This is a genomic window from Corynebacterium ihumii (genome assembly GCF_028609825.1).
Lineage (GTDB): Bacteria > Actinomycetota > Actinomycetes > Mycobacteriales > Mycobacteriaceae > Corynebacterium > Corynebacterium afermentans.
On record NZ_CP063190.1, the window covers coordinates 1,189,231 to 1,213,331 of the forward strand.

Sequence of the window (24,101 nt, forward strand, 5' to 3'; positions counted from 1 at the left end):
CCCTCATGCCGATTGTCAGCGATGAAGAGCTGAAGCGCCGCCGCGGCGAGATCATCGACACCGCCCGCGTCTGCTTCGCGCACTACGGCTACGAGGGGGCGACCGTGGCCCGTCTGGAAGAGGCCACCGGCAAAACGCGTGGCGCTATCTTCCACCACTTCGGCGACAAGGAAACACTGTTCCTGGCCATCGCCGAAGCAGACGCGGAGCGGCAGGCCCAGGTGGTCAGCGAACGCGGTTTGGTGGAGGTCATGCGCGGGATGCTCGTGGACCGCACCTCCAACGACTGGTTCACCACCCGCGCCGAGATCCTCCGCAAGCTGCGCACTGACCCAGAGTTCGAGGCGCGTTGGCGCGAGCACCAGGAGGTGCTGGACTGTGCGGTCCGCGAGCGCTTGGAGTCAAACAAGCAGATGCGTGACGACGTCCCCGTCGCCGTCGTGCAGACCTACCTGGAGACAGTGCTCGAGGGCTTCATCACCAAACTCGCCTCCGGTGAGCCTGTGGACCGGCTCGAGGCGATGCTCGACGTGGTAGAGCAGTCAGTCCGCGGGTAATTCCGAAAAATAGACTAAGCGGTATAGAATTGCCGCTATGTCAAAGCTGCTTTTCCTCTCCCTTCGCAACGGCGAGATCGGGCCGGACGTCGCCCACGCCGAATACCACGACGCCCTGCGGGCCACGGGCGTAAGCGAAGTGGACATGGAGCTGCGTGTCATCGACTCCCCCGACTCCGAGCTCGGCCCCCTCGACCCCGTCAGCGGCATCATCGTCGGCGGCTGCTCACTGAATGTGACCAACCCCGAGCGCGATCCGTGGCACAAGCGTATCGACGACATCCTGTCCGCCACCGTCAACTCCGGCAAACCCGTCTTCTTTGTCTGCTTCGGCATCTCTTGGCTGGTGGACCACCTCGGCGGCGAGGTCGGGCGCACCCACCCCGAGCCGTCCGGCCCGACCACCGTGAACGTGGTGGCGGAAGACGAGCTCGCCGGTCCTAGCGGCACGTTCACCGCCCTGACCGGCCACACCGAGAACCCGGTGCGCGTGCCCGATTCCCTCACCGTTGTGGCCACCGGGGCCGACGGGTTGGTACAGATGGTCCGCTACGGCGACCGGGTGTGGGCAACCCAGTTCCACGCCGAGATGGATGCTGACGCGATGCGCACACGCATGGACTTCTTCCACGACTACGGTTACTTCCCCGCCGAGGAGTATGCCCGCATCGTCGCCGACTTGCCCAACCACGACGTAAGCCGGGCGAATGGGCTGTTGCGCACCTTCGCCCGGCTCTGCACCGAGGACCAGTTCGACTAGATCTCGGAGACTTTCGCGTCGCCGCCTTCGAAATCGAGCGGGTTGCGGTCGAACTGCGTGCCGCGGCCGACCGACTCGACGATCACATCCGCTACGAGCTCGCGCGGGGTTTCTGACGAGGGGTCCCTTTGGCCGTCGAGAAGCGCGATGCCCTCCGACGGGTCATCGGTGAGGCGGGTGGGGCCGAGGATCTGGAACGGCAGGTCAGAGGCGAGCAGACGCTTATCGACGGCCTTCTTCGCCTCGACATAGGCGTACCACGGGCCGCCGTCGTCCTCCGTGGTGGCCTCGGCGGCGCCGGCATAGGAGACCATGACGGTAAACGGGGCGAACTCGCCGAGCTCCTCGAGCGCGTCGATCATCGCCATCGCCGCGTCGCGGTCCACGGCATAGGTGGCGTCTGCGGAGCCGCCGCCGGCGCCCGCGGACCACACGACCACGTCGAACGGGGTGAGCAGGCGGGCCCAGTCTTCCTCGTTGAGGGTGGTCAGGTCGCGGACGATGGCAGTCGCGCCGTCGTCGACGAGCTGCTGCGCATGGTCAGGGTTGCGCACGAGGGCACTGACGCTGTGGCCAGCTTTTACTAGCTTGGGGACGGAGTGGTGCGAAACGTTGCCGCCCGCGCCGAGAACGAGCACGTGTTGGTTTTGCTTAGGTGTTTCCATAACCCCCACCGTAACGCTATTTCAGCGCCTATACTTTGCGCATGCACGCAATTATTACGACCACTGGTAAAGACCGCCCCGGCGTCATCGCCGCAGTTGCCAAGACCGCCGCAGACGAGGGGCTGAACATCCTCGATGTCTCCCAGACCATCATGGACGACTTCTTCACCATGATCATGCGCGTCGCACTGCCCGAGGGCGATGTGGACATGGGGGCGCTGCAGGAGGCGTTCGACGCCGCCGGCAAGCCGCTCGGCATGGTCGTGCGCATCCAGTCCGAGGCCCTGTTCAGCGCCATCAACGACATCTAAGGGGCGGCTGTGAATTTCGAGTTTTCAGACGCGCGGTTCCTCGACGTCATCCGCATGATCGAGGATTACCGCCTAGACATCCGCACCGTGACCATGGGCATTTCGCTTATCGGCTGCACCCGCCCCACGATGGAGGCCACCGCGCAGGCGGTGTACGACCGGGTTGTGGAGCGCGCGCGTGATCTCGTACCGGTGTGCGAGGACATCGAGCGCGAGCTTGGCATCCCGATCGTGAACAAGCGCATCTCCGTCACCCCCGTCGCGCTGGTGGCGGCGGGCGCCGAGGGCAACCCGGTGGAGATTGCCCGCGCGCTGGATCGCGCGGCCGGCGAGCTCGGCGTGAACTTCGTCGGCGGCTACTCCGCGCTGGTGGAAAAGGGCGGCACCACCGCTGACAAGAAGCTGATTTACTCCATCCCGGAGGCGCTGAGCGTTACCGATAACGTGTGCGGATCGGTCAACGTGGCGTCGTCACGCGCCGGCATCAACATGAACGCCGTGGCCAAGATGGGCGAGATTGTCAAAGAGGCGGCGGAGGCGACCGCGGACCGCTCCTCCATCGCCTGCGCAAAGCTGGTCGTCTTCGCCAACGCCGTGGGCGACAACCCGTTCATGGCCGGCGCGTTCCACGGCATTGAGGAGCCGGACACGGTGATCTCGGTCGGTGTGTCGGGCCCCGGCGTCGTCGATAATGCGATCGCTCCGCTCAAGGGGGCAACCTTGAACGAGGTCGCCGAGGAGATTAAGAAGGCCGCGTTCAAGATCACCCGCGCGGGTCAGCTCGTGGGGACGATGGCTGCGGAGCGCCTCGGCATGCCGTTTGGCATCGTGGACCTCTCGCTCGCGCCGACGGCGGAGATGGGCGATTCGGTGGCGCACGTGCTCGAGCGCATGGGCCTGGACCAGGTGGGCACGCACGGGACTACTGCTGCGTTGGCGCTGCTCAACGACGCCGTGAAGAAGGGCGGCATGATGGCCTGCTCCCGCGTCGGCGGCCTGTCCGGCTCGTTCATCCCGGTCTCCGAGGACAAGGGCATGATCGACGCGGTTCATAGCGGCGCCATCTCCATGGACAAGCTCGAGGCGATGACCTCAATCTGCTCCGTGGGCTTCGACATGATCGCCATCCCCGGCGACACTTCACCGGAGCTCATCGCAGGCATGATTGCCGACGAAGCCGCGATCGGCGTGATGAACCACAAGACCACCGCTTCGCGCCTGATCCCGGTGCCCGGCACCAAGCCCGGCGACGAAGTGAACTTCGGCGGACTGCTCGGCTACGCACCGGTGATTCCGGTGAACAAGGTGGGTAACGACGAATTCATCCACCGCGGCGGATTCATCCCCGCGCCGGTGCACGGTTTCAGGAACTAGTTTGCTCCCAATCTTCTTGACCCTGACACAGTGTCAAGGTCAAGAATGGTCGTGTGAAGATTTCAGAAGTCGCCGCAGTCGCCGGCTGCTCCGTTCGGGCTGTGCGTCACCTTCATACGAGTGGCGCAGTCCCCGAGCCAGCTCGCACGAGTGGAAACTACCGCAACTATTCGATTTCCGACCTCGCAGCGGTCATTCGGGCCAGAGCACTCGTTGACGCTGGAGTCCCAGTTTCAGCTGTCCAAACCCCGAATGCCGTTGAGCGATCACTTAGGCTTCTCGACGAGCGCATCACACTTCTTCAGCGCCAAAAACGTCGCCTTCTCGCTCTGTTGACGTCACCCTATGGAACGCCAGAGGACATCCGCATTTCCCTCAGATCCCTCTATGACGATCCATCGCTATTACAAACAGAGTTGGACTCATGGGACCTCATGGCGCTGACCGGCGTTGCCACGCCGGAAACGTGGGAGCAGCTTCGAAAGAATCTTCAAGATCCCAGCTGTCTCACTGCAGCGCGAAAGTCAGCGATGTTTTGGCAAAAACTTGGTGAAATGCAGCCAACAGACCCTGCCGTTGACAACGTGATCCGAACACTACAAGCGCTGGCGCAATCCGGCCTAATGCGAGACATCTTCCCGACTCTCACCCCAGGTGACGTACCACTTGCTCTGTCCGATGTGCCGACAAAGGGAGCGCAAGGGGTGGCTCTTCGGGTCTTGGCAGGTGATCCCTCTGCGTAGATTCCTTCACCTTCTTCATAAACACCCCGGCTTCAGACTCGCCAAGTATGAACTCGGGCTTTACCGAGATCTCATGCGTTGGGCTCGCCGCAAGACTCTCGTCCCCGAAGACGCCACCGCACTGCCCCATCAACCGGGTCGAATACAAATGCTAGCAATGATCTCAGCAGTACTCGTGATCGAGGCAGTCGTTGTCCACCTTGTGCTGCCTGCAGGGACCATTCGTATTGTTGCGTTGCTGCTGTCGCTGTGGGCCGTTGTCTTTGTTTGGGGGCTCATCGCCGCAGAGCGGATTCGGCCTAGCTATTTTGATGACAAAATCGTTGTTTTCCGGCGTGGGCGAACGTCCTTTGCGGAATTGCCAACGGCTTCCATTCGAAGCGTGGTGGACAGACCCTCTCACTCTTCAACAATCGAGATCGCCGATGGAGTGCTCACTCTCGGTGGGCCCGCTGGGACGGACACACTTATCTGCCTAACTGAGGACGTCCTGGCCTACCCCGATCGATACCCGTGGCAACGACCCGCCCCTCAAAGCATCAGGCAGATCAGGTTCTATCGCGGAGAGACTGCCGCGGTTCCTAGCGCTTCTTCCCAATGACGAAGTAGCCAACCCAGCCCAGGGTGTTGACTGCGCCGATCACCGGGGTCCACAGCCACTTCGGACCCCGGACACGCTTGGAGTTGGTACGTGCAAGGTCGCGCAGCGCAAACGCTTTACCGACGGTGTCGATGGTGGCGAGCACGCCGGCAATGGTCTTCTGGTCGGAAGAAAGGCCGTTCCAGGCGTCCTTGATGGTGTCGATGATGTCGTTGTTTGCCATATTGCGAGTGTAGCGGGCTGCTTTCGGGGTCCACGCTTCGTCCGTCGATAAGCAAGATGCTCACTATAGTGGGCAAACTCTTGTGCGGTTTATGTTTCGGTTTGTACGTTCGTGGAAACGAATCTTCCGAACCGAAGGAGCAAGAAAATGCAACGTCGTAAACTTCTGCACATCATTACCGAACGCGTTAACTGCGAACCCCGCGGGATCACAGTCGATTCAAACATTATGCAGTTCGAGTGGATTCTCGGTGACATTTTTTGCTCGTGGTCGGATTGACGTTGTTGTCTTGGTGACAGTGACCCCCTCGGTGGAAGCTTCAATGCCGGCGTTGGGCCAAATATTTGCAATATCGGCGATTGCTTCACTCGTACGTCTTCTAAAATCTCTCATTTGAGCCGAGGACGTAACAGCTGATGTTGAGAAGTTTGCTGCCATCATGTCCCAGGTGAAGGTGTAGGCGACAATCAGACTGACTATACCTATCCTAGATATTCTTGAGCATTAGCAGGAAACAACGCCATCAAACCTTGCTTTTAGGTTCCACCAACTGCCAAAGTGATGATCGTGCGTTGCGTGAGGTGCGAGATATACGCATTCAGAATCTTGGCCGAAAGCGATTAAGACTTTGATTCCCTGTTTCCCTGGGCAATTATTTGTTACTTTTACGTTGTCAGCGCTTGGCTGGACGTTAACGCAGGTAGCAACCGGGGATGAGGCGGAAAAGAAGCTAATTTCGCCCTCAGCCGTATTTGGGAGAAAACCGTCTGGGTCAACAGAGGGTGGCACGGTGTCCCCAGGTTGATACTGATTATTTTCAGATGCCTGGGCGGTGACGGGGGACACTGCAGTTAGTAAAGCGCAACCTATTAAAGTGAGCCCTTTTTTCCATACCATTGGTGATCATCCTTTCTGGATATATTCCATAGAATTGAATCTATTCTTTTCAGGGGTTGAGGTAAGGAACATCTCTACAAAACCAGAGCCCTGGAGCATTTCGTCCCACTCGATAGATTCTTCATTTTTACTTAAATCAGGGAATCTTCCCCAAAGACGAACAACTTTTCCTTCGTGAAGTCCAGGGTTAAAGAGATCGAAGTGGTACCAGAGCTGATTTTCGGGGGAGCCGCTGTTTCTTCCCGCTTGGATGCCGACTCCTGCTAAAATTGTTTCCTCTGGGAGTATGGTGTCTTGAAACATTTGGGTGGATATATTTTTCAAAAACTTGATTTCATCAGTCGTGATAGAAATAAATTGATTGATGACTATTCTCCTAGCGGTAGAAAGCAGTGATTATTCCGACAGGTCGGCCGTCTCCGCTTGCGGGATCTACTCGCTCTGTGGCAACAACCGTCATAACTCTTCCATTGATTGGGTAAGAGCATTCTTTCTTGCCATTTCCTACATTTAAGCCGCCTTTGCATTCGGGGGCGTTATGTAAAACTGTGTCAATCTCTGTAGTGGCTGGAACGAAACCGCCGTGACTGTCCTTGATGTGAGAAAGCCCAAAACCAACACTGCCGGGCTCATCTCCCTGCCCTACGCGGAGTGGAAGATCCTCGCCTTTCGGGCCAATGATTGTTTGGCTAATAGTCTAGTCAATTGGCTGAGCGGCCACTGCAGTGGGGGAAACAAGCAACCCGATAAATGCCACCAAAGTGGCGGATAGAAAATTCCTTACTTTCACGGGCAACACCCTTCAAATATATTTGGAAGATGTGCGACGGGAGAGAATAAACCTTTGGCGCTGATGTTGGGGTCAAGTGAGACATGAATCAAAAAGGAAACCCTGTCTCATTACTTATGATGGTCTAGCTCTCCGTTTCCCGCAAGACCTTTTGTGACAATATAAATTAATTTATTCAGAATCGACACCTCAGATCCTTTTCGGGGGCTGGGGCAGGCACTTACTTGGGTGTTCCACTGGAACTCAACGCCATTCGGCGCGAGCGTCACTGGCGAGCTTCTTGATGTCCACAGCGAAGAATATTTGACGTTGGATTACGCTCGAGGTGAGGTGACCCCGCAGGTCAGTGGGATGCCGAAGATGCGCAGCGCGCTAACCCCAGATGACGTGTATCCCTTATTCGAGCTGGTCTGGGCCAAAAATGAGCCAGACCCATACGGAGAGACGCCGAAGTTTCCGAAGCGCTCGGCGGTGCGGCTCATTTGCGAACGCAGTGGAGAACTCGCCTCCGGCATAGACGTCTTCTACCCAGTGGGCGGTGAAGACGCCATAGAGAAGTTCCTTCCCCGAGTTCACTGGGGCCAGACAGTTGATTCACTCTTCTCCGACCTCTGGCACTTCGGAGAGCTGAACGCTTTGGTGAAACCGTTTCAATTCCTGAAAATCGGCAACGAGTACGCGACTACGACACCGCCACCGCTCGAGGTTGACTGCCCGATGGTCACCGTTGATGTCCCCAACGAGTCGCTTCGGATGAGCACGGCTGACGGCGATTTGCTAATGATTGTGGACCTCACCGATGAGGCCGTTGAGCGGATGTTGGCCGAATTTAGGCTGCTAGTGGACCCCTGGGCGCAGCCTCGGATGCCCGTCGGCTCACATCCCGACTATGAGCACTGGGCTGGCGTTGTGCCATTCTGAACAATGTGATCCTCGTAACAGTTTTTCTTCTTATGTGTTCGCTGGTGGACATAGATCCTGTTTATGTCGGGGCGGCTTGTAGGTTAATCGTAAACCCATTCGATTAGGCAACTTGAAAGGAGGGCGAAATGACCGTTGAACTGCGAAAGCACGTCGACACAATCACTCATGCCCTCCTGGCCATGAAGGACCTGTGTGCAGACCCCGATGCGGTCGAGTTCGGGGAGGTTCGGGAGGATTTCGAGCGCCTCGAAGCAATATTCAACGTGAAGGCTACGCTCGACGCGCTTTTCGCGTACGTGTGCGAGCGTGACGACGCCGGGCGCGTCGTCGGCTCAAAGCACGCCAATCAGTACCTTCAGAAGAAGCTCGGGTTGGAGCCCAAGGACGCCTACGACCGTCTCGCCCGAGGCCGGGACTACTACGGTGAGCCCGAGGTTGAAGAGGAGCAGGTCACCGACCTGTTCGATACCGATTGTGAGGAAACCCCCGCGGATCCGGCGGCGGAGGCAGAGCGGGAGGAAGCGGCCCGCGAGGCTGCTCGAGCAGCTGCCCGCGAAGAGGCGCGGCGCAAGCAAGAAGAAGCCCGCCGTGCCGCCGAGCGCGTGAACGCCGAGAAACAGCGCGTGATCCGCCAAGAGCTAGACAAGCTTGTCGGGGATGCGAAGGGAGCGCGTGCCCGTCTCCAGGCGGACGCGCTCGCGGAGGCTCCTCGACGTTCCGTGAAAGATTTGCGCGCCACCGTGCGCCGCTGGGTCGAGCGCGAGAACCGCAAGCACGTCGAGCCCACGAACCCGAACGCGGGCATGGAAAACCGCGGGCTGCACATCGGCACCCAGCGCGCAGACGGGACATGCCGGATCACTATCGATGCCGTGGCCTCTGATTCAGCGCTGTTCAAAGCGCTGAGCGATAAGGGGTTGGTGCCCAACTCGAACCTCCCCGAGGGTGTCGAGGATTACCGTACGCCGTCGCAACGCAGGTACGACCAGTTCTCCGAGATACTCAAGCATTACGACGCCTGTGAGAAGCCAACCGGCGGCGGGTGCGCGTCCGTGGTTGTGTCGGTGACGCTGGACGAGCTGGCGGAGGCCGAGCCGACCACGAAGTTCGCCACCAACACCGGAATCGAGCTCGACTCCTTCGACCTCGTGCGTTTGGGCATGGACGGAACCTCTGACTTCGTGCTGACTGTCGACGATGCAAGGTCGTTGCCGTTGAACCTCTACCGGACGCGGCGATTGGCGTCGCTTGCGCAACGGATCACTTTGCTGGCAGTGCAGGGCGTGTGCGCCTGGACTGGCTGCACCGCCCCGCTCACGGAGACGGAGATCCACCACATCACATCATGGCTCCAAGGCGGTGACACCAACATCGACAACCTCACAGCGCTGTGCCGGACCCACCACCGCTGCAACAACGACTTCAAAGACCACAGAAACAACACCAGCCACATGGATGTGGACCCGGCGACGGGTCGGGCCGGAGTGAAGGAACCCGGGTGTGCAACGCTGCAGTTCAACCACGCGGACGCGGCCGAGCATTCGGCGGTGAACAGGTTACGGAAGAGACACCGGCAGCGGAATCGGGCAACCGTGCCCGATCCGGGTGGCGGTACGGCCCCACCGGAAACTCGCGAACCACCAGAACCGCCGGATCCGCCTCCCCCACGGGAGCCGGTGGAACCCCCGCCATGGGCGAAGGGGCAAGACCCGTACCCGCCGTTCTAGATGCGCCCACCTGGTCGGTGGCTGGTTAGGCGAGCTCGACGATCTCCATGTACTCGTCGCTCCACATGTCCTCGTCGCCCTCGGGCATGATGATGACCCGCTCCGGCTCGAGCGCGCGCACCGCGCCCGGGTCGTGGGTGACCAGGACGACGGCACCCGTGTAGGTCTTCAGAGCGTCGAGAACCTGCTCGCGGGATTGGGGGTCGAGGTTGTTGGTGGGCTCGTCGAGAAGCAGCACGTTCGCGCGCGAGGAGACGAGGGTGGCCAGCGCGAGGCGGGTCTTCTCGCCGCCCGAGAGGGTGCCGGCGGGCTGCTCCAGCTTGTCGCCCGAGAACATGAAGGCACCGAGGAGGCCGCGCAGGTCCTGCTGGCCGGCGTCGGGGCAGGCCTCAATGGTGTTCTCCCAGACGCTCTTGTCGCCGTCGATGGTGTCGTGCTCCTGGGCGAAGTAGCCGATCTTCAGCCCGTGGCCCGAGACCACGCCGCCCTCGCCGTCGGTGCGCTCCACCCCGGCGAGCAGCTTGAGCAGGGTGGTCTTGCCGGCGCCGTTGGTGCCCAGCACGACCACGCGCGAGCCCTTGTCCACCGCCAAGTCCACTCCCGCGAAGACCTCAAGGGAGCCGTACATCTTGGTCAAACCCTTGCCAAACAGCGGGGTCTTGCCACACGGCGCCGGCTCCGGGAAGGAGATGGAGGCGACCTTGTCGGCCACCCGGACCTCGTCGAGCTCCCCCATCATGCGCTCGGCGCGCGCCATCATCTGCTTCGCGGCCGATGCCTTCGTGGCCTTCGCGCCCAACTTTGCGGCCTGCTTCTGCAAGGCTGAGGCCTTCTTCTCGGCGTTGGCGCGCTCGCGGCGGCGCCGGGCCTCATCGAGGGCGCGGGCGTCCTTGTACTTCGAAAAGCCCATGTTGTACACGTCGGCCTCGGCGCGCACCGCGTCCAAGAACCAGACCTTGTTGCACACCGCGTCGAGCAGCTCGACGTCGTGGGAGATCATGATCAGCCCGCCCTCGTGCTTGGACAGGAAGTTGCGCAGCCAGGTGATGGAGTCGGCGTCGAGGTGGTTGGTCGGCTCGTCGAGAAGCAGGGTGGTCTGCGACTTGCCCGAACCCTGGCGCGAGGCGAACAGGATCTGGGCGAGCTCCACGCGGCGGCGCTGGCCGCCCGACAGGGTCTTCAGCTGCTGGTCCAGGATGCGCTCCGGCAGCCCCAGGTTGTCGCAGATCTGCGCCGCCTCCGCGTTCGCCTCGTAGCCGCCGAGCGCCTGGTAGCGCTCCTCAAGGCGGGAAAATTTCGCGATGGCCTTGTCGCGCTCTTCGCCGTCCGTTTCCTCCATCAGCTTCTGCTGCTTGGCCATCGAGCGCTGGATCTGGTCCAGGCCGCGGGCCGAGAGCACACGGTCGCGGGCGGTCTGCTCGATGTCGCCCTCTTTGGAGTCCTGCGGGAGGTAGCCGATCTCGCCCGAGCGGGTCACCGAGCCGCCGTAGGGTTCGGTCTCCCCCGCCAGGATGCGCATCGTGGTGGTCTTGCCCGCGCCGTTGCGGCCGACAAGGCCGATGCGGTCGCCGGGTTGGACGCGGAGGTGCTGGCCGGGGGCGTCGAGAAGCGTGCGCGCGCCGACGCGGACCTCGAGATCATTGGTGACAATCACGGGGAAACTGTATCAACAGCCCCCAAATCGGGATCTACTTCTTCGAGACTGCGCGCACGATCCAAATGATCAGCGCGACGATCATCGCAACCAGGCTGGCGGTACCGAGCAGGACCAAAATTTCAGCAAGCCCAAGGTTCACAACAATCCTCCCTCACAACGCGAAAATCCCCCACAGGTTAACAACCTGGGGGGATTACAAGAGGTGTTTTAGACCGCGAAACCGAGGGCGCGGAGCTGCTCGCGGCCCTCCTCGGTGATGAACTGCGGGCCCCACGGCGGCATCCAGACCCAGTTGAGCTCCAGCTCGTCGACCGCAGTGTTGTTCACGACCGACAGGGTCGCCTGCTCCTCGATCACGTCAGTGAGCGGGCACGCCGGCGAGGTCAGCGTCATGTTGAGCACCGCGACGGTTTTGCCCTCGTGCTCCTCAATCCACAAGTCATAGACCAGCCCCAGGTCAACCACGTTGATGCCCAGCTCCGGGTCGATCACGTCGTGGAGGTACTCCTCCACCTCGCCGATGAGCTTGAGCTGCTCTTCGGTCTGCTGCGGGCGCTCCGCCTGCTTGTCCGGTTCAGTCATAGCTACTCCTTCTCTCCCAGGGCGTCCGACGTCGCCGCCTGGAACGCCTTCCACCCCATCAGCGCGCACTTCACGCGTGCCGGGAACTTGGCTACACCGGCGAACGCCACGCCGTCGCCGATCATCTCGGCATCGCCCTCGACGGTGCCGCGCGAGGTGATCATCTCGTCGAACGACGCGAGCTTCTTCATTGCCTCGTCGACCGGCAGGCCGATGATTTCTTCAGCCATCACCGACGTGGAGGCCTGCGAGATCGAGCAGCCTTCAGCGTCGTAGGAGACGTCCTCGACCGTGGAGCCGTCCTCCGACAGGTGCACGCGCAGCGTCAGTTCGTCGCCACACGACGGGTTGACGTGGTGCACCTCCGCCTCGAACGGCTCGCGCAGCCCCGCGTGCTGCGGGTTCTTGTAGTGGTCCAGGATGACTTCCTGGTACATGGATTCGAGGTTCATCGCGCGAAAAACTCCTTCGCTTTGCTAATCGACGACACCAAGGTATCAACCTCATCCAGCGTGTTGTACAGGTAGAAGCTCGCCCTGGACGTGGACTGCATGTCCAGGCCACGGTGCAGTGGCCACGCGCAGTGGTGGCCGGTGCGGATGGCAACGCCCTCGGAGTCGAGCACCTGGCCCAGGTCGTGCGGGTGCACGCCCTCGACCGTAAAGGCGATCGCGCCGCCGCGGTTGTCGGCGGTAAGCGGCCCGGCGATCCGGAGGCCGTCGATACGCTGCATCTGCTCCAGGGCGTACGCGGTGAGCTCGCGCTCGTGCGCCTGGATGTCCTCCATGCCGACCTCGGTGAGGAAGCGCACCGCCTCGCCCAGTCCCACGACCTGGGAGGTCATCTGGGTGCCCGCTTCGAAGCGCTGCGGCGCCGACGCGTAAGTGGAACCCTCCATGCGCACGACCTCGATCATCGAGCCGCCCGTGAGGAACGGCGGCAGCTCGTTGAGGTGCTTCGAGTACAGCGCGCCCACGCCGGACGGGCCGCACATCTTGTGCCCGGAAAGCGCCGCGAAGTCGACGTCGAGGGCGTGGAAGTCCACCGGCATGTGGGGCACCGACTGGCAGGCGTCGAGCACAGTGAGCGCGCCGACGGCCTTTGCGCGGCGCACCATCTCGGCCACGTCCGCGTGCGCGCCGGTGACGTTAGACTGGTGGGTAAACGCCACAACCTTGACCGTGTCGTCGAGCTCGAGCGAGTCGAGGTCGATGCGGCCGTCCTCCGTCATCGCATACCACTTCAACGTCGCTCCGGTGCGGCGCGCCAGCTCCTGCCACGGCACGAGGTTGGCGTGGTGCTCGAGCTCCGTGATCACGATGGTGTCGCCCTCGCCCACCGCGAACTCGCCTGCGCGGGAATCGCCCAGCACGTACGCGACCAGGTTCAACGCCTCGGTGGCGTTTTTGGTGAACGCGATCTCGTCGTTGTCCGCGCCGACGAAGGCCGCGATGGCCTCACGGGCGGACTCGTACGCGTCGGTGGCCTCCTCCGCCAGCTCGTAGGAGCCGCGGTGCACGGGCGCGTTGCAGCCGAGCACGAAGTCACGCTCAGCGTCCCACACCCGCTGCGGGCGCTGCGACGTCGCCCCCGAATCCAGGTACACCAGCGGTTTGCCGCCGCGCACGGTGCGAGACAGGATCGGGAACTCCTTGCGGATGGCTGTTACGTCGAGCGCCATCAGATGAACTTCTCGTAGCCCTCGGCCTCGAGCTGGTCGGCGATGGATGCGTCGCCGGTCTGCACGATCTTGCCGTCGGCGAAGACGTGGATGTAGTCGGGCTTGACGTAGTTCAAGATGCGCTTGTAGTGCGTGATCATGAGGACGCCGCCGCCGGTCTCGTCCTGGTAGCGGTTGATGCCCTCGGAGACGATGCGCAGCGCGTCGACGTCCAGGCCGGAGTCGGTCTCGTCCATGACCGCGAACTTCGGCTTCATCAGGGCCAGCTGCATGACCTCGTGGCGCTTCTTCTCGCCGCCGGAGAAGCCCTCGTTGACGGAGCGCTCGGAGAAGGAGGCATCCATCTGCAGCGCCTCGCGGGCGGTGTTGAGCTCGCCGACCCACTCACGCAGCTTCGGGGCCTCGCCGCGCACGGCGGTGACCGCGGAGCGCATGAAGTTCGACGAGGACACGCCCGGCACCTCCACCGGGTACTGCATGGCCAGGAAGAGGCCGGCGCGGGCGCGCTCGTCGATTTCCATGTCGAGCACGTTCTCGCCGTCGAGAAGCACCTCGCCCTCGGTCACCTCGTACTTCGGGTGGCCCGCCAGGGTGTAGGCGAGGGTGGACTTGCCGGAGCCGTTCGGGCCCATGATCGCGTGGGTCTCACCGCCCTTGATGGTCAGGTTGACGCCCTTGAGGATCGGCTTCGGCTCCTGGCCTTCCTCGGTGGGCAGGACGTTGGCGTGCAGGTTCTTAATTTCCAGGGTGGACATGTATTGCTCCTTTTAGTTTTCGTTGCGCTCGAGCTCGCCGGCGACGCGGGCGATGAGTTCTTCGCGGATCGACTCGACGGGGATCTGGTTGAGGACCTCGTTGAAGAAGCCGCGGATGATCAGGCGGGTGGCGTCTTCCTCGCGGATGCCGCGGGAGCGCAGGTAGAACAGCTGGTCGTCGTCGAAGCGACCGACGGTTGCGGCGTGGCCCGCGCCGGCGATCTCGCCGGTTTCGATCTCCAGGTTCGGGATGGCGTCGGCGCGTGCGCCGTCGGTGAGCACCAGGTTGCGGTTGGTCTCGTAGGTGTCGGTGCCCTTCGCCTCGGCACGGATGAGCACGTCGCCCACCCAGCAGGTGCGCGCCTCCGGCAGCTTGGATGCCTTGTCGCCCTGCAGCGCGCCCTTGTACAGCACGTTGGAGCGGCAGTTCGGCACCGCGTGGTCCACCAGGAGGCGGTTCTCGATGTACTGGCCCGCGTCGGCGAAGTACACGCCGGTCAGCTCGGCGTCGCCGCCCGGCGCCTCGAAGGCGAGGCGCGGGGTTATGCGGACGATCTCGCCGCCGAAGGTGGCAACGTGGTGGCGCAGGGTCGCATCGCGCTTCACGACGATCGACTGCTGGCAAACGTGCACCGCATCCAGGTCCCAGTCGGCGTCCACCACGGCGTTGACGCGGGAGCCTTCGCCGATGACCCAGTTGACGTTGTCGGCGTGGGTGCCGGAGCCGGCATAGCGCACCACAACGGTGGCCTCGGAGTTCGCGCCGGATTCGAACACGACGGTGCCGAAGGTGGTCTTGTCCGCGCCCGCGCCGGTGATGGTCACGGTGATCGGCTCAGTCAGCTCCGCGTTTGCCGGCACCGAAATCAGGGTGGCGTTTTCGGAGGAGGTCCACGCCTGAGCGGCGATGCGGTCGACGGGGGCGCCGGCGGCGGTCACGCGCTCGTCGTCAAGCGAAACTTGCTCGACTGCGACCTCGCTGGGGCCCTCGACCGCAATCTGGGCCTCGGCCTGCGGGGCGAACTTGCCGTTGTGCAGGCCGCGAAGGCGGCGCAGGGAGATGAAGCGCCAGACCTCGTCGCGGCCGCCCGGGACCTCGAAGTCCTCCACGTTGAAGGAGGAAAACAGGTCGCCCTTGTTGTTGTGCGTGGTGGCGTTTTTGACGGTTTCAGCCATTTAGCCCACCGATCCTTCCATTTGCAGCTCGATGAGGCGGTTCAGCTCGAGGGCGTACTCCATGGGCAGCTCCTTGGCGATCGGCTCGACGAAGCCGCGCACGATCATGGCCATAGCCTCTTCCTCGGCGATGCCGCGGGACATCAGGTAGAACAGCTGGTCCTCGGAGACCTTGGACACCTTCGCCTCGTGGCCCAGGGTCACGCGGTCGTTGCGGATGTCGTTGTACGGGTATGTATCCGAGCGCGAGATGTCGTCCACCAACAACGCGTCGCACTCCACGTTCGAGGCGGAATCGTGGGCGTTGGCGTTGATCTGCACCAAGCCGCGGTAGGCGGCGCGGCCGCCGCCGCGGGCCACGGACTTGGACACGATGGACGAGGAGGTGTGCGGCGCCATGTGCGTCATCTTTGCGCCGGTGTCCTGGAACTGGCCCTCGCCTGCGAACGCGACGGAGAGCACCTCGCCGCGAGCGTGCTCGCCGGTCATCCACACGGCCGGGTACTTCATGGTGACCTTGGAGCCGATGTTGCCGTCGACCCACTCCATGGTCGCGCCCTCTTCAGCCTTCGCGCGCTTGGTCACCAGGTTGTAGACGTTGTTGGACCAGTTCTGGATGGTGGTGTAGCGGCAGCGGCCGCCCTTCTTCACGATGATCTCCACCACGGCGGAGTGCAGGGAGTCCGACTTGTAGATAGGCGCGGTGCAGCCCTCGACGTAGTGCACGTACGCGTCCTCGTCGACGATGATGAGGGTGCGCTCGAACTGGCCCATGTTCTCCGTGTTGATACGGAAGTATGCCTGCAGCGGGATGTCCACGTGGACCCCCGGCGGGACGTAAATGAAGGAGCCGCCGGACCACACGGCGGTGTTCAGTGCGGAGAACTTGTTGTCGCCGGCCGGAATGACGGAGCCGAAGTACTCCTTGAACAGATCCTCGTGCTCGCGCAGGGCGGTGTCGGTGTCGACGAAGATAACGCCCTTTTCCTCCAGGTCCTCGCGGATCTGGTGGTAGACCACCTCGGACTCGTACTGCGCAGCAACACCTGCGACGAGGCGCTGCTTCTCCGCCTCGGGGATGCCCAGCTTGTCGTAGGTGTTCTTGATGTCCTCCGGCAGGTCGTCCCAGCTGGCGGCCTGCTCCTCGGTGGAGCGGACGTAGTATTTGATGTTGTCGAAGTCGATGTCGGACAGGTCCGCGCCCCAGGTGGGCATCGGTTTTTTGTCAAAGACCTCCAGCGCCTTCACACGCTGGTTGAGCATCCATTCCGGCTCACCCTTGGTGCCGGAGATGTCGCGCACGACCTCTTCATTCAGGCCACGGCGCGCGGAGGCGCCAGCGGCGTCAGAGTCGTGCCAGCCGTAGTTGTAGGCGCCGATCGACTCGATGATCTCGTCGTCGTTCATCGGCTTCTCAAGGCCTGGTGTGGGCTTCACTTCAGTCATGGTCAGCCGCTCCTTTCGTTGCTGTTCCCGCCGGGCGCGTTCGGGTCCGCGCCGCGGCAAGGGGGATGTTAGTTGTGCAGATGCCGTCGCCGTCGGAGATGAGGGCGAGCGACTGCACATGCGTATCGACGATCCGGGCCACCGCTTCCCTTTCCGCCTCGCAGAACTCCGGGTGTGCTGCGGCGACCGCGGCCACCGGGCAGTGGTGCTGGCAGATCTGGATGCCCGCATCGGTGCGGTGGACGCTCGGGGCGTAGCCGTGCTTTTCCAGCGCGGCGGCGACGCGCCGCGCCGTGACCTCCGGATCATCCGAGGGCTCTACGTTGCCGAGGATCTTTTCCACGCGGGCGCGGGCGAAGTCGCGCACCGCGTCTTCGCCCCCGATCTGCTGGATCAGTTCCACGGCGTCGAGCGCGAGTCCGTCGTAATGCGAACCGAAGCGCTCGCGACCCGCGGCGGTGAGCTGGAAGTGCTTGGCCGGACGGCCGCGCCCCTGCTCCTCGCCCGCGACGGCGCGTGGCGCGCAGGATTCCGCAAGCTTTTCCTCGACAAGCTTGTCAACGTGCCTGCGCACGCCGGCCGCCGATAAGTCGAGCTCTTCCGCAATGTCGCTGGCCGCTACCGGGCCCCGCTTGAGCAGGACCGACATCACCTGCGAGCGCGTGTCGCCGCCAACGCGGGACGCGTCCGCAGGAGCGGGGGTGCGGGTATTCGGCGTAGCCGCAGTATCCGCTGTATCCGCTGTTTCCGCTGTTTCCACGATGGCACCACCTTTCGCTCAATGTGGTCTGGGTCGCTGCCTTTTCACAACACTAGTGTGTTGTAAATATTCCCGCTGCACCGGGTGGGCGCGTGTCGGGGCGCGCCTTAGACTGTTCAACCGTGACTGCACCCGACCGCCCGCACGGCTCCCGACGCCCACGCCGCACCCCGCGCCTGAGCGTAGCCAGCGAGCTGCCCCGCTTCGGCAGGCCCGGGTCCCGCTCGACCCTGCTGCACGACCCGGCAGCGCCTGCGCAGACCGCGCCGTCGAGCGTCGCGGTGCGTGCCCGCGAGCGCGGCCGGTTCTCGGTGCTGCGCTGGGTGGGCGCCGCCGGGTCGTGCCTGACCGCCTTCGCGGGCATCGGCGGCGGCGCCCTGCCGGTAGTGGAAAACCCGTGGCAGAACTTCCCCTTCGGCGCGGAGATGGGCCGCATGATGCTCACCGCCAACGCGCTCGTACTCATCGGCGTCGGCGTATTGGTTGCCGCATGGCTGGCTTTGGCCCCGTTCGTCGGGGCGTCGCCGGGCGCTGCACGCGGAGCGCGGGTGAGCAACCCAGAGATGCTGCGCACCTTCATCGCCTGGGTGATCCCGCTGCTCGCCACCGCTCCACTATTCACCCAGGACATCTACTCCTACTTGGCTAACGGCAGCATCGTGCGCCAGGGGCTCGACCCGTACTCCTCCGGCCCCGTGGAGCTTTTGGGCGTGGAGCACCACCTCGCCCGCTCCGTGCCGTTTATTTGGGCGCACTCCCCCAGCCCATATGGTCCGGTGGCACTCGGCACCGCGGCGGTGATCTCGCATATCACCGGCGACTCGATCTTCTGGGGTGTTCTCGCCCACCGCGCCGTGTCGGTGGCGGGCATCCTCGCCGCGGCCTGGGCGGTGCTCGCGCTGGCGAAGCGCTGCGGCGTGACCGGCCCGGCCGCGCTGTGGCTGGGCATACTTAACCCGCTGACGGTGCTGCACATGGTGGGCGGCATCCACAACGAGGCCATCATGATGGGCCTGCTGCTCGTCGGCCTCGAGGTGGGGCTGCGCGGAATCGACCGGCTCGAGCTTGACCGCCGCTCCGGCTGGGCGCTGCTCGCTGCCTCGGCCGCACTGATCAGCTGCGCAGGCATGGTGAAGGTGATCGGCTTTTTGGCCCTCGGTTTCACCGGCATGGCCCTCGCCCGCCACCTGCGCACCCGCCCGCAGCGCCAGCGCAGCGGGCCCCGCGCAATCGCCACCTCTGCCGCCCTGCATGCAGCCACGCTGGTGGCCACCGCCATCGCGGTCTCGCTGGTCTCCGGCATCGGGCTGGGCTGGGTCACCGGCCAGGGCGGCGCCGCCCAAATCCGTAGCTGGCTGTCGCTGACCACCGACATCGGCGTCGCCGGCGGGTTCCTCGGCATGAACTTAGGCCTGGGCGACCACACGGACGCCATGCTCAGCGTGACCCGCTGGGCGGGCCTCAGCGTCGCCGCGGCTTTCGCGGTGCGCATGCTGTGGGCCACCTACCGCGGCACCATCCACCCGGTTGGCGGGCTCGGCGTGTCCACGTTCGTTTTGGTGGTGCTGTTTCCCGTCGTGCACCCCTGGTACCCGCTGTGGGCCGTGCTTCCCCTGGCGGCGTGGGCGAACCGATTCGCCTTCCGCGCCTCGGTGGCCGGGTACTCGGCGCTGGTCAGCTTCCTCGTCCTCCCGCGTGGTCTGAAGCTCCAAGCGGGGGCCGTGGCCACGATTTACGTCTCCGCCATCGTCGGGTTCGTCCTCCTCGCGGTGTGCGTGGCCCTGACGCTTCGGGGGTGGCGGCGTAGGCGGTCTACACTCATCAGCCATGAGTGATCACGCGCTGGTCGTCGATAGCGTTGTCAAGCGCTTCGGCGAGAAAACGGCGGTTGACGGGCTCTCTTTCACAGCGCGGCGCGGCGAGCTGCTGGCGCTTTTGGGCCCCAACGGCGCCGGCAAAACCACCACCATCGAGATGTGCGAGGGCTTTACCAAGCCCACCTCCGGGTCGATCCGGGTACTCGGCATCGACCCGGTCGCGCAACCGCAGAAGGTGCGCGACCGCATCGGCATCATGCTCCAGGGCGGCGGCTCCTACACCGGCGTGTCCGTGGAGGAGATGCTCAACCTGGCCGCCAGCTACAACAAGCACCCCCACGACCCGAAGTGGCTAATGGAGCTGGTGGGCCTGGAAGGCGCGGCCAAGACCACCTACCGGCGCCTCTCGGGCGGCCAGCAGCAGCGCCTGTCGCTGGCGCTGGCGCTGATCGGCCGGCCGGAGCTGATCTTTTTGGACGAACCCACCGCGGGTCTGGATGCCCAGTCGCGCATGGCGGTGTGGGACATCATCTCGGCGCTCAAACGCGACGGGGTAAGCGTCCTGCTCACCACCCACCTCATGGACGAAGCGGAAAGGCTCGCCGATGACGTGGTCATCATCGACCACGGCAAGGTCGTCGCCCAGGGCTCCCCCGAGGCGCTGACCAGCCACGAGGAGTTTCCGCTGCTCGCTGTCGAGACCGCAGATGCGCTCGACGTGCACAGGCTTAACGACGAGCTCACGCCCGCCGGCCTCACCGTCGAAGAAATCCGCCCCCGCAGTTACCGGATCAAGGGCACGGGGTCGCCGGAGGTCGTCGAGAAGCTGGCGCGCGAGGCCGCACGACAAGGGGTGCTGATCCGCGAGCTGAGCGTGTCCCACCGCAACTTGGAGGACGTGTTTTTGGACATCACAGGAAGGGAGCTGAGGAGCTGATGAAAAAGCTCACCCCCGGCATTTTCGCCCCGGCGCCGCAGCGGGCGTCCTTCGGCCAGATGGCTGCGGCCCAGGGCCGCATCGAGGCGAAATTGATGCTGCGCCACGGCGAGCAGCTGCTGCTGAACGTGCTGATCCCCGCGGCGATCCTGGTGGCCGCCCACTTCGCGCCGATTTTGGGCGACAACACCGAGTTCGACGTGCTGGTGCCAATGGTCTTCGCCGTGGCCGCGACCGGCGCCGGTTTCACCGGGCAAGCCATCGCCGTCGCCTTCGACCGCCGCTACGGGGCGCTAAAGCGCACCGGCGCGTCCGGGGTGCCGCCCTGGACCATCATCGTGGGCAAGATCCTCGGCGTGCTGGCCACGGTGGTGGTGCAGCTGGTGGTGCTCGGCGCGATCGCGCTGGCGCTGGGGTGGCGTGTCTGCCCTGCCGGCGCCGTGTTCGGGCTGGCCACGCTCCTCGTCGGCGTCGCCGCGTTCACCGCGATGGGGCTACTCATGGGCGGCACCCTGCGAGCCGAGCTGGTGCTGGCCCTTGCGAACCTGATCTGGCTGGTGCTGATGGGCATCCTCGGCTGGGTGGGCTACTCCGGCGACATCGCGCACGCCGGGTGGTGGAACGCAGTGCCCACCGTGGCGTTGGCGGGCGCGCTCGTGCAAGCACTGTCGTTGCAGGTCAACTGGGTGGCGTGGGCCTCACTCGCCGCCTGGGGGGTAGCCGCGATGACCGCGGCCGTGCGCCTGTTCCGCTTTGACGGCTAGGCACGATACACTCACCACGATCAACATCGTCCGAAAGTTGGAGAAACAGTGACCGCAACCACAGCTGAGACACACCCGCGTTCCTGGAGGGAGGCCTGGCGCGACCCCTCGCTGAAGCTGCAGCGCACCCTCGCCATGGTGTTGCTGCTGTGCCAGGGCGGCATCACCGTCACCGGCTCGCTGGTTCGCGTGACCGGCTCCGGCCTCGGCTGCGACACCTGGCCGCTCTGCCACGAGGGGTCACTCGTGCCGGTCGCCGGCGCGGCACCCTGGATCCACCAGGCCATCGAATTCGGCAACCGCCTCCTCGCCTTCGTGGTGGCCGCGGCCGCCGGCCTCATGCTCTTCGCCGTGATCCGCGCCGGGCGCCGCAAAGACATCAAGACGCTGGCCTGGATCTCCCTGATCGGCGTGGTAGTGCAGGCCGTCATCGGCGGCATCTCCGTGCGGCTGGACCTGCGTTGGTGGTCCGTGGCGGTGCACTTCCTGCCGTCGATGGTGCTCGTGTTCGTCGCCGCGATGCTCTACATGCGCATCGCCGAAACCGACTCCGCGGTACCCACCCGCCGCTACCCCGGTTCGGCGCAGACGTGGACGCTCATCGCCGCCGCGGCGCTGTGCCTCGTGCTCGTCACCGGCACCATGGTCACCGGCTCCGGCCCGCATTCCGGCGACGCGGGCGCGGGCATGGAGGGCCGCCTCCAGATGGACACGCGCGTGCTCGCCTACGTGCACTCTGTATGCATGTACCTCTACCTCATCGCCACGATCATCACCACGGTGCTGCTGCGCAACTCCGGCGCCCCGGACGACGCCAAGCGAACCGCTTACGTGCTCATCGCGATGATCCTGGTGCAGTGGGCCATCGGCGTGATCCAGTTCCGCATGGGGGTTCCGCGCTGGACAATCCCTGCGCATATCGCCATGTCGTCGGTCGTGGTTGCGTTTAGCGGCTTCCTTTTTGCACATGGGAAGCGCAGGTTGCCTACGCTCGTGTGACATGAAAGCAATCGTTGTCACATCCCAAGGCGGTCCGGAAGTCCTCGAGTACAAGGACGTCGAGCCGCCACAGCCGTCTGAGGGGCAGTTGCTTGTCGACGTCACCTACGCCGGCATCAACTACATCGACACCTACTTCCGCTCCGGAACGTACCCCTCGAATCCGCCCTACATCCCGGGCACGGAGGGCTGCGGCCGCGTGGTGGAAGATCCCTTGGGCAAGATCGCGCCCGGCACCCTAGTGGCCTGGCACGCCGCACCCGGCTCCTACGCCGAGCAGGTGGCGGTGGACCGCAACCGTCTGGTGGCCGTGCCGGAAGGTGTGGCACCGGAGGTGGCGGCCTCGATGCTGCTGCAGGGCATGACCTCGCACTACCTGCTCCACGGCGTGCGGGAGACGCAGCCGGGCGACACCATGGTGGTCACCGCTGGCGCCGGCGGCGTCGGGCTGATACTGACCCAGATGGCGGCCGCCGAGGAGGCGACCGTGTACTCGGTGGTCTCCACCGAGGAGAAGGAGAAGCTCGCCTACGAGGCCGGCGCGACCAAGGTGTTCCGCTACGGCGAGGACCTGGCGGAGCAGATCAAGGCCGAAAACGGCGGCGGCGTGGACGTGGTCTACGACGGCGTCGGGCAGGACACCTTCGCGATGTGCCTTAACGTCACCCGCCCGCGAGGGTTGGTGTGTTCCTTCGGCTCTGCCTCGGGCGACGTCGAGCCGTTCAAAATCCAGGAACTGAACGCCCACGGCGCGCTGTTTCTCACCCGCCCGTCACTGAAGCATTACGTGGCCACCGACGACGAGTTCCTCATGCGCGCCCAAGCCGTGGCCCGGGCGGTGGAGGAAGGCACGGTGAAGATCCGTGTGCACCCGCCCTACTCACTAGAAAACGCCCGCCAGGCCCACGAGGACCTGCAGGCGCGCAAAACCACCGGCTCGGTTGTGCTGAACGTCTAGAACAGCAGCTGGCCCACAGTTTCCCAGCCGAGCACCGCGTCGAAGGACAGACCCAAAAACAGCGCGGCGAGGTAGTTGTTGGAGAGGATGAACAGCTTCAGCGGCTTGACGTTCTCGCCGCGCACAATCCCCTGGTGCAGCTTGGACGCCATGACCAAAAACGCCACGCCGGAGATGATCGCGGCAGCCAGGTAGATCCAGGACGCGGCCGGCACCAGCAGCAGGGACACCGCCACGGTGAGCCAGGAGTAGATCACGATCTGGCGTGAGGTCTCCTCGGCGGAGGCCACCACCGGCAGCATGGGGACATTGGCCCGGGCGTAGTCGTCCTTGTACTTCATGGCCAGCGCCCAGGTGTGCGGCGGGGTCCAGAAGAAGATGATCAAAAACAGCACGATGGCCTGCCACCAGTTGTCGGCGGAGCCGTCGTGGACGTTGTCGCGGATGACGGCCCAGCCCACCATCACGGGCATACAGCCGGCCGCACCACCCCAGATGACGTTTTGCCAGGTGCGGCGCTTCAGCCACTTCGTGTAGACGAAGATGTAGAAGAAGTTGGTCAGCAGGATGAAAAACGCCGCCAGCCAGGAGTTGCACAGCACCCCGAGCCACAGCACGGACAGCGCCAGCATGACCCAGGCGAATACGGCCGCCTTCTGCTTGGTCACCGAGTGTCGCACCAGCGGGCGGGCGCGGGTGCGGCCCATCTTCTGGTCGATGTCGTAGTCCGCGACCATGTTGAACGTGTTCGCGGCCGCGGCACCCATCCAGCCGCCGAGCAGGGTGCCCAGCACGAGCCAGAGGTGCATCTCGCCGCGGTGCGCCTGCAGCATCGCGGGGATCGCGGCGACCAAGAGAAGTTCAATGACCCTCGGCTTCGTCAACGCGAAATATGCCTTGATGGTCTCCAACAACTCTCTCCTTTTTGTACCGCCTTGGGGCGCGGGCAATCATACCTTTGGACGATGGTAGCTCCAACCTGCGTGAGTCAACGAAT

General features: G+C 63.9%; 24 protein-coding genes. 12 read left to right on the forward strand and 12 right to left on the reverse strand.

Translation table 11 applies throughout. The features are described 5' to 3' along the window. The first annotated feature begins 5 nt into the window (after nucleotides 1-5). Together CIHUM_RS05885 and CIHUM_RS05890 are read left to right on the forward strand one after the other, a co-directional pair. Complete coding sequence (locus CIHUM_RS05885) at nucleotides 6-557, forward strand: TetR/AcrR family transcriptional regulator (protein ID WP_034998960.1); 552 nt, start codon at nucleotides 6-8, stop codon at nucleotides 555-557. 37 nt (nucleotides 558-594) lie between these two features. Beyond that, a complete protein-coding gene (locus tag CIHUM_RS05890; protein ID WP_034998958.1) occupies nucleotides 595-1,317 on the forward strand; it encodes a glutamine amidotransferase-related protein in 723 nt (240 codons plus the stop codon). On the opposite strand, the gene CIHUM_RS05895 is transcribed toward CIHUM_RS05890, so the two are convergent. Beyond that, nucleotides 1,314-1,982: an NAD(P)H-binding protein gene (locus CIHUM_RS05895; RefSeq protein ID WP_034998957.1), complete on the reverse strand. Its 669-nt coding sequence runs from the start codon at nucleotides 1,980-1,982 to the stop codon at nucleotides 1,314-1,316. The two genes, CIHUM_RS05890 and CIHUM_RS05895, sit on opposite strands and share 4 nt — an antisense overlap. Nucleotides 1,983-2,023: 41 nt before the next feature. Here CIHUM_RS05895 and CIHUM_RS05900 point away from each other — a divergent pair, with 41 nt between their 5' ends. Genes CIHUM_RS05900 through CIHUM_RS05910 form a run of 3 tightly spaced genes read left to right on the forward strand, consistent with a single transcriptional unit; the run spans nucleotide 2,024 to nucleotide 4,410 of the window. Then, on the forward strand, nucleotides 2,024-2,293 hold the full coding sequence (locus CIHUM_RS05900; RefSeq protein WP_034998955.1) for an ACT domain-containing protein: 270 nt from the start codon (nucleotides 2,024-2,026) through the stop codon (nucleotides 2,291-2,293). 9 nt (nucleotides 2,294-2,302) lie between these two features. Further along, nucleotides 2,303-3,667 (forward strand): PFL family protein, encoded by a 1,365-nt coding sequence (locus CIHUM_RS05905; protein ID WP_034998953.1) that lies wholly within the window; start codon nucleotides 2,303-2,305, stop codon nucleotides 3,665-3,667. A gap of 53 nt (nucleotides 3,668-3,720) precedes the next feature. Further along, nucleotides 3,721-4,410 carry a MerR family transcriptional regulator gene (locus CIHUM_RS05910; RefSeq protein WP_074432005.1) on the forward strand — a complete coding sequence of 230 codons (690 nt, stop codon included), beginning with the start codon at nucleotides 3,721-3,723 and terminating at the stop codon, nucleotides 4,408-4,410. Nucleotides 4,411-4,991: 581 nt separating this feature from the next. Here the strand turns inward: CIHUM_RS05910 and CIHUM_RS05915 are convergent. Together CIHUM_RS05915 and CIHUM_RS05920 are read right to left on the reverse strand one after the other, a co-directional pair. Continuing rightward, a complete protein-coding gene (locus CIHUM_RS05915; RefSeq protein ID WP_034998951.1) occupies nucleotides 4,992-5,234 on the reverse strand; it encodes a PLDc N-terminal domain-containing protein in 243 nt (80 codons plus the stop codon). Nucleotides 5,235-6,137: 903 nt separating this feature from the next. Next, the gene (locus tag CIHUM_RS05920) at nucleotides 6,138-6,434 is read right to left on the reverse strand and encodes a hypothetical protein (RefSeq protein ID WP_148363845.1); all 297 of its coding nucleotides are present in this window, start codon (nucleotides 6,432-6,434) and stop codon (nucleotides 6,138-6,140) included. Between the two features lie 715 nt (nucleotides 6,435-7,149). Here CIHUM_RS05920 and CIHUM_RS05925 point away from each other — a divergent pair. Beyond that, nucleotides 7,150-7,842 carry a hypothetical protein gene (locus tag CIHUM_RS05925; protein ID WP_034998949.1) on the forward strand — a complete coding sequence of 231 codons (693 nt, stop codon included), beginning with the start codon at nucleotides 7,150-7,152 and terminating at the stop codon, nucleotides 7,840-7,842. Between the two features lie 128 nt (nucleotides 7,843-7,970). Next, nucleotides 7,971-9,572: an HNH endonuclease signature motif containing protein gene (locus tag CIHUM_RS05930; protein WP_051106384.1), complete on the forward strand. Its 1,602-nt coding sequence runs from the start codon at nucleotides 7,971-7,973 to the stop codon at nucleotides 9,570-9,572. 25 nt (nucleotides 9,573-9,597) lie between these two features. Here the strand turns inward: CIHUM_RS05930 and CIHUM_RS05935 are convergent, their stop codons facing one another. From CIHUM_RS05935 to CIHUM_RS05970, 8 genes are all read right to left on the reverse strand, one after another. Beyond that, nucleotides 9,598-11,226 (reverse strand): ABC-F family ATP-binding cassette domain-containing protein, encoded by a 1,629-nt coding sequence (locus CIHUM_RS05935; RefSeq protein ID WP_034998947.1) that lies wholly within the window; start codon nucleotides 11,224-11,226, stop codon nucleotides 9,598-9,600. Nucleotides 11,227-11,436: 210 nt separating this feature from the next. Then, on the reverse strand, nucleotides 11,437-11,811 hold the full coding sequence (locus tag CIHUM_RS05940) for a metal-sulfur cluster assembly factor (RefSeq protein ID WP_034998945.1): 375 nt from the start codon (nucleotides 11,809-11,811) through the stop codon (nucleotides 11,437-11,439). A 2-nt stretch (nucleotides 11,812-11,813) separates the two neighbouring features. Then, a complete protein-coding gene (gene sufU, locus CIHUM_RS05945) occupies nucleotides 11,814-12,263 on the reverse strand; it encodes a Fe-S cluster assembly sulfur transfer protein SufU (protein WP_034998943.1) in 450 nt (149 codons plus the stop codon). Next, nucleotides 12,260-13,492, reverse strand: coding sequence for a cysteine desulfurase (locus CIHUM_RS05950; RefSeq protein ID WP_034998941.1), 1,233 nt, complete (start codon nucleotides 13,490-13,492; stop codon nucleotides 12,260-12,262). Before CIHUM_RS05950 ends, sufU begins: the two co-directional genes overlap by 4 nt. After that, complete coding sequence (gene sufC / locus CIHUM_RS05955; RefSeq protein WP_034998939.1) at nucleotides 13,492-14,247, reverse strand: Fe-S cluster assembly ATPase SufC; 756 nt, start codon at nucleotides 14,245-14,247, stop codon at nucleotides 13,492-13,494. Before sufC ends, CIHUM_RS05950 begins: the two co-directional genes overlap by 1 nt. 12 nt (nucleotides 14,248-14,259) lie before the next feature. After that, on the reverse strand, nucleotides 14,260-15,423 hold the full coding sequence (gene sufD / locus CIHUM_RS05960; RefSeq protein ID WP_034998938.1) for a Fe-S cluster assembly protein SufD: 1,164 nt from the start codon (nucleotides 15,421-15,423) through the stop codon (nucleotides 14,260-14,262). Further along, a complete protein-coding gene (gene sufB / locus CIHUM_RS05965) occupies nucleotides 15,424-16,869 on the reverse strand; it encodes a Fe-S cluster assembly protein SufB (protein WP_034998936.1) in 1,446 nt (481 codons plus the stop codon). Beyond that, nucleotides 16,862-17,629 carry a helix-turn-helix transcriptional regulator gene (locus tag CIHUM_RS05970; RefSeq protein WP_262360369.1) on the reverse strand — a complete coding sequence of 256 codons (768 nt, stop codon included), beginning with the start codon at nucleotides 17,627-17,629 and terminating at the stop codon, nucleotides 16,862-16,864. Before CIHUM_RS05970 ends, sufB begins: the two co-directional genes overlap by 8 nt. A 122-nt stretch (nucleotides 17,630-17,751) precedes the next feature. Between CIHUM_RS05970 and mptB the strand changes: the two genes are divergently transcribed. From mptB to CIHUM_RS05995, 5 genes are all read left to right on the forward strand, one after another. Next, nucleotides 17,752-19,464 (forward strand): polyprenol phosphomannose-dependent alpha 1,6 mannosyltransferase MptB, encoded by a 1,713-nt coding sequence (gene mptB, locus CIHUM_RS05975; protein ID WP_243427149.1) that lies wholly within the window; start codon nucleotides 17,752-17,754, stop codon nucleotides 19,462-19,464. Continuing rightward, the gene (locus CIHUM_RS05980) at nucleotides 19,457-20,383 is read left to right on the forward strand and encodes an ABC transporter ATP-binding protein (protein WP_034998934.1); all 927 of its coding nucleotides are present in this window, start codon (nucleotides 19,457-19,459) and stop codon (nucleotides 20,381-20,383) included. The genes mptB and CIHUM_RS05980 overlap by 8 nt, the downstream gene beginning before the upstream one ends. Then, a complete protein-coding gene (locus CIHUM_RS05985; RefSeq protein ID WP_034998932.1) occupies nucleotides 20,383-21,147 on the forward strand; it encodes an ABC transporter permease in 765 nt (254 codons plus the stop codon). Before CIHUM_RS05980 ends, CIHUM_RS05985 begins: the two co-directional genes overlap by 1 nt. Before the next feature lie 135 nt (nucleotides 21,148-21,282). Then, complete coding sequence (locus tag CIHUM_RS05990) at nucleotides 21,283-22,146, forward strand: COX15/CtaA family protein (RefSeq protein ID WP_081634448.1); 864 nt, start codon at nucleotides 21,283-21,285, stop codon at nucleotides 22,144-22,146. A 1-nt stretch (nucleotide 22,147) separates the two neighbouring features. After that, a complete protein-coding gene (locus CIHUM_RS05995) occupies nucleotides 22,148-23,104 on the forward strand; it encodes a quinone oxidoreductase family protein (RefSeq protein WP_034998929.1) in 957 nt (318 codons plus the stop codon). On the opposite strand, the gene CIHUM_RS06000 is transcribed toward CIHUM_RS05995, so the two are convergent. Continuing rightward, nucleotides 23,101-24,054 carry a heme o synthase gene (locus CIHUM_RS06000; RefSeq protein ID WP_262360368.1) on the reverse strand — a complete coding sequence of 318 codons (954 nt, stop codon included), beginning with the start codon at nucleotides 24,052-24,054 and terminating at the stop codon, nucleotides 23,101-23,103. The genes CIHUM_RS05995 and CIHUM_RS06000 overlap by 4 nt on opposite strands. Nucleotides 24,055-24,101 lie beyond the last annotated feature (47 nt).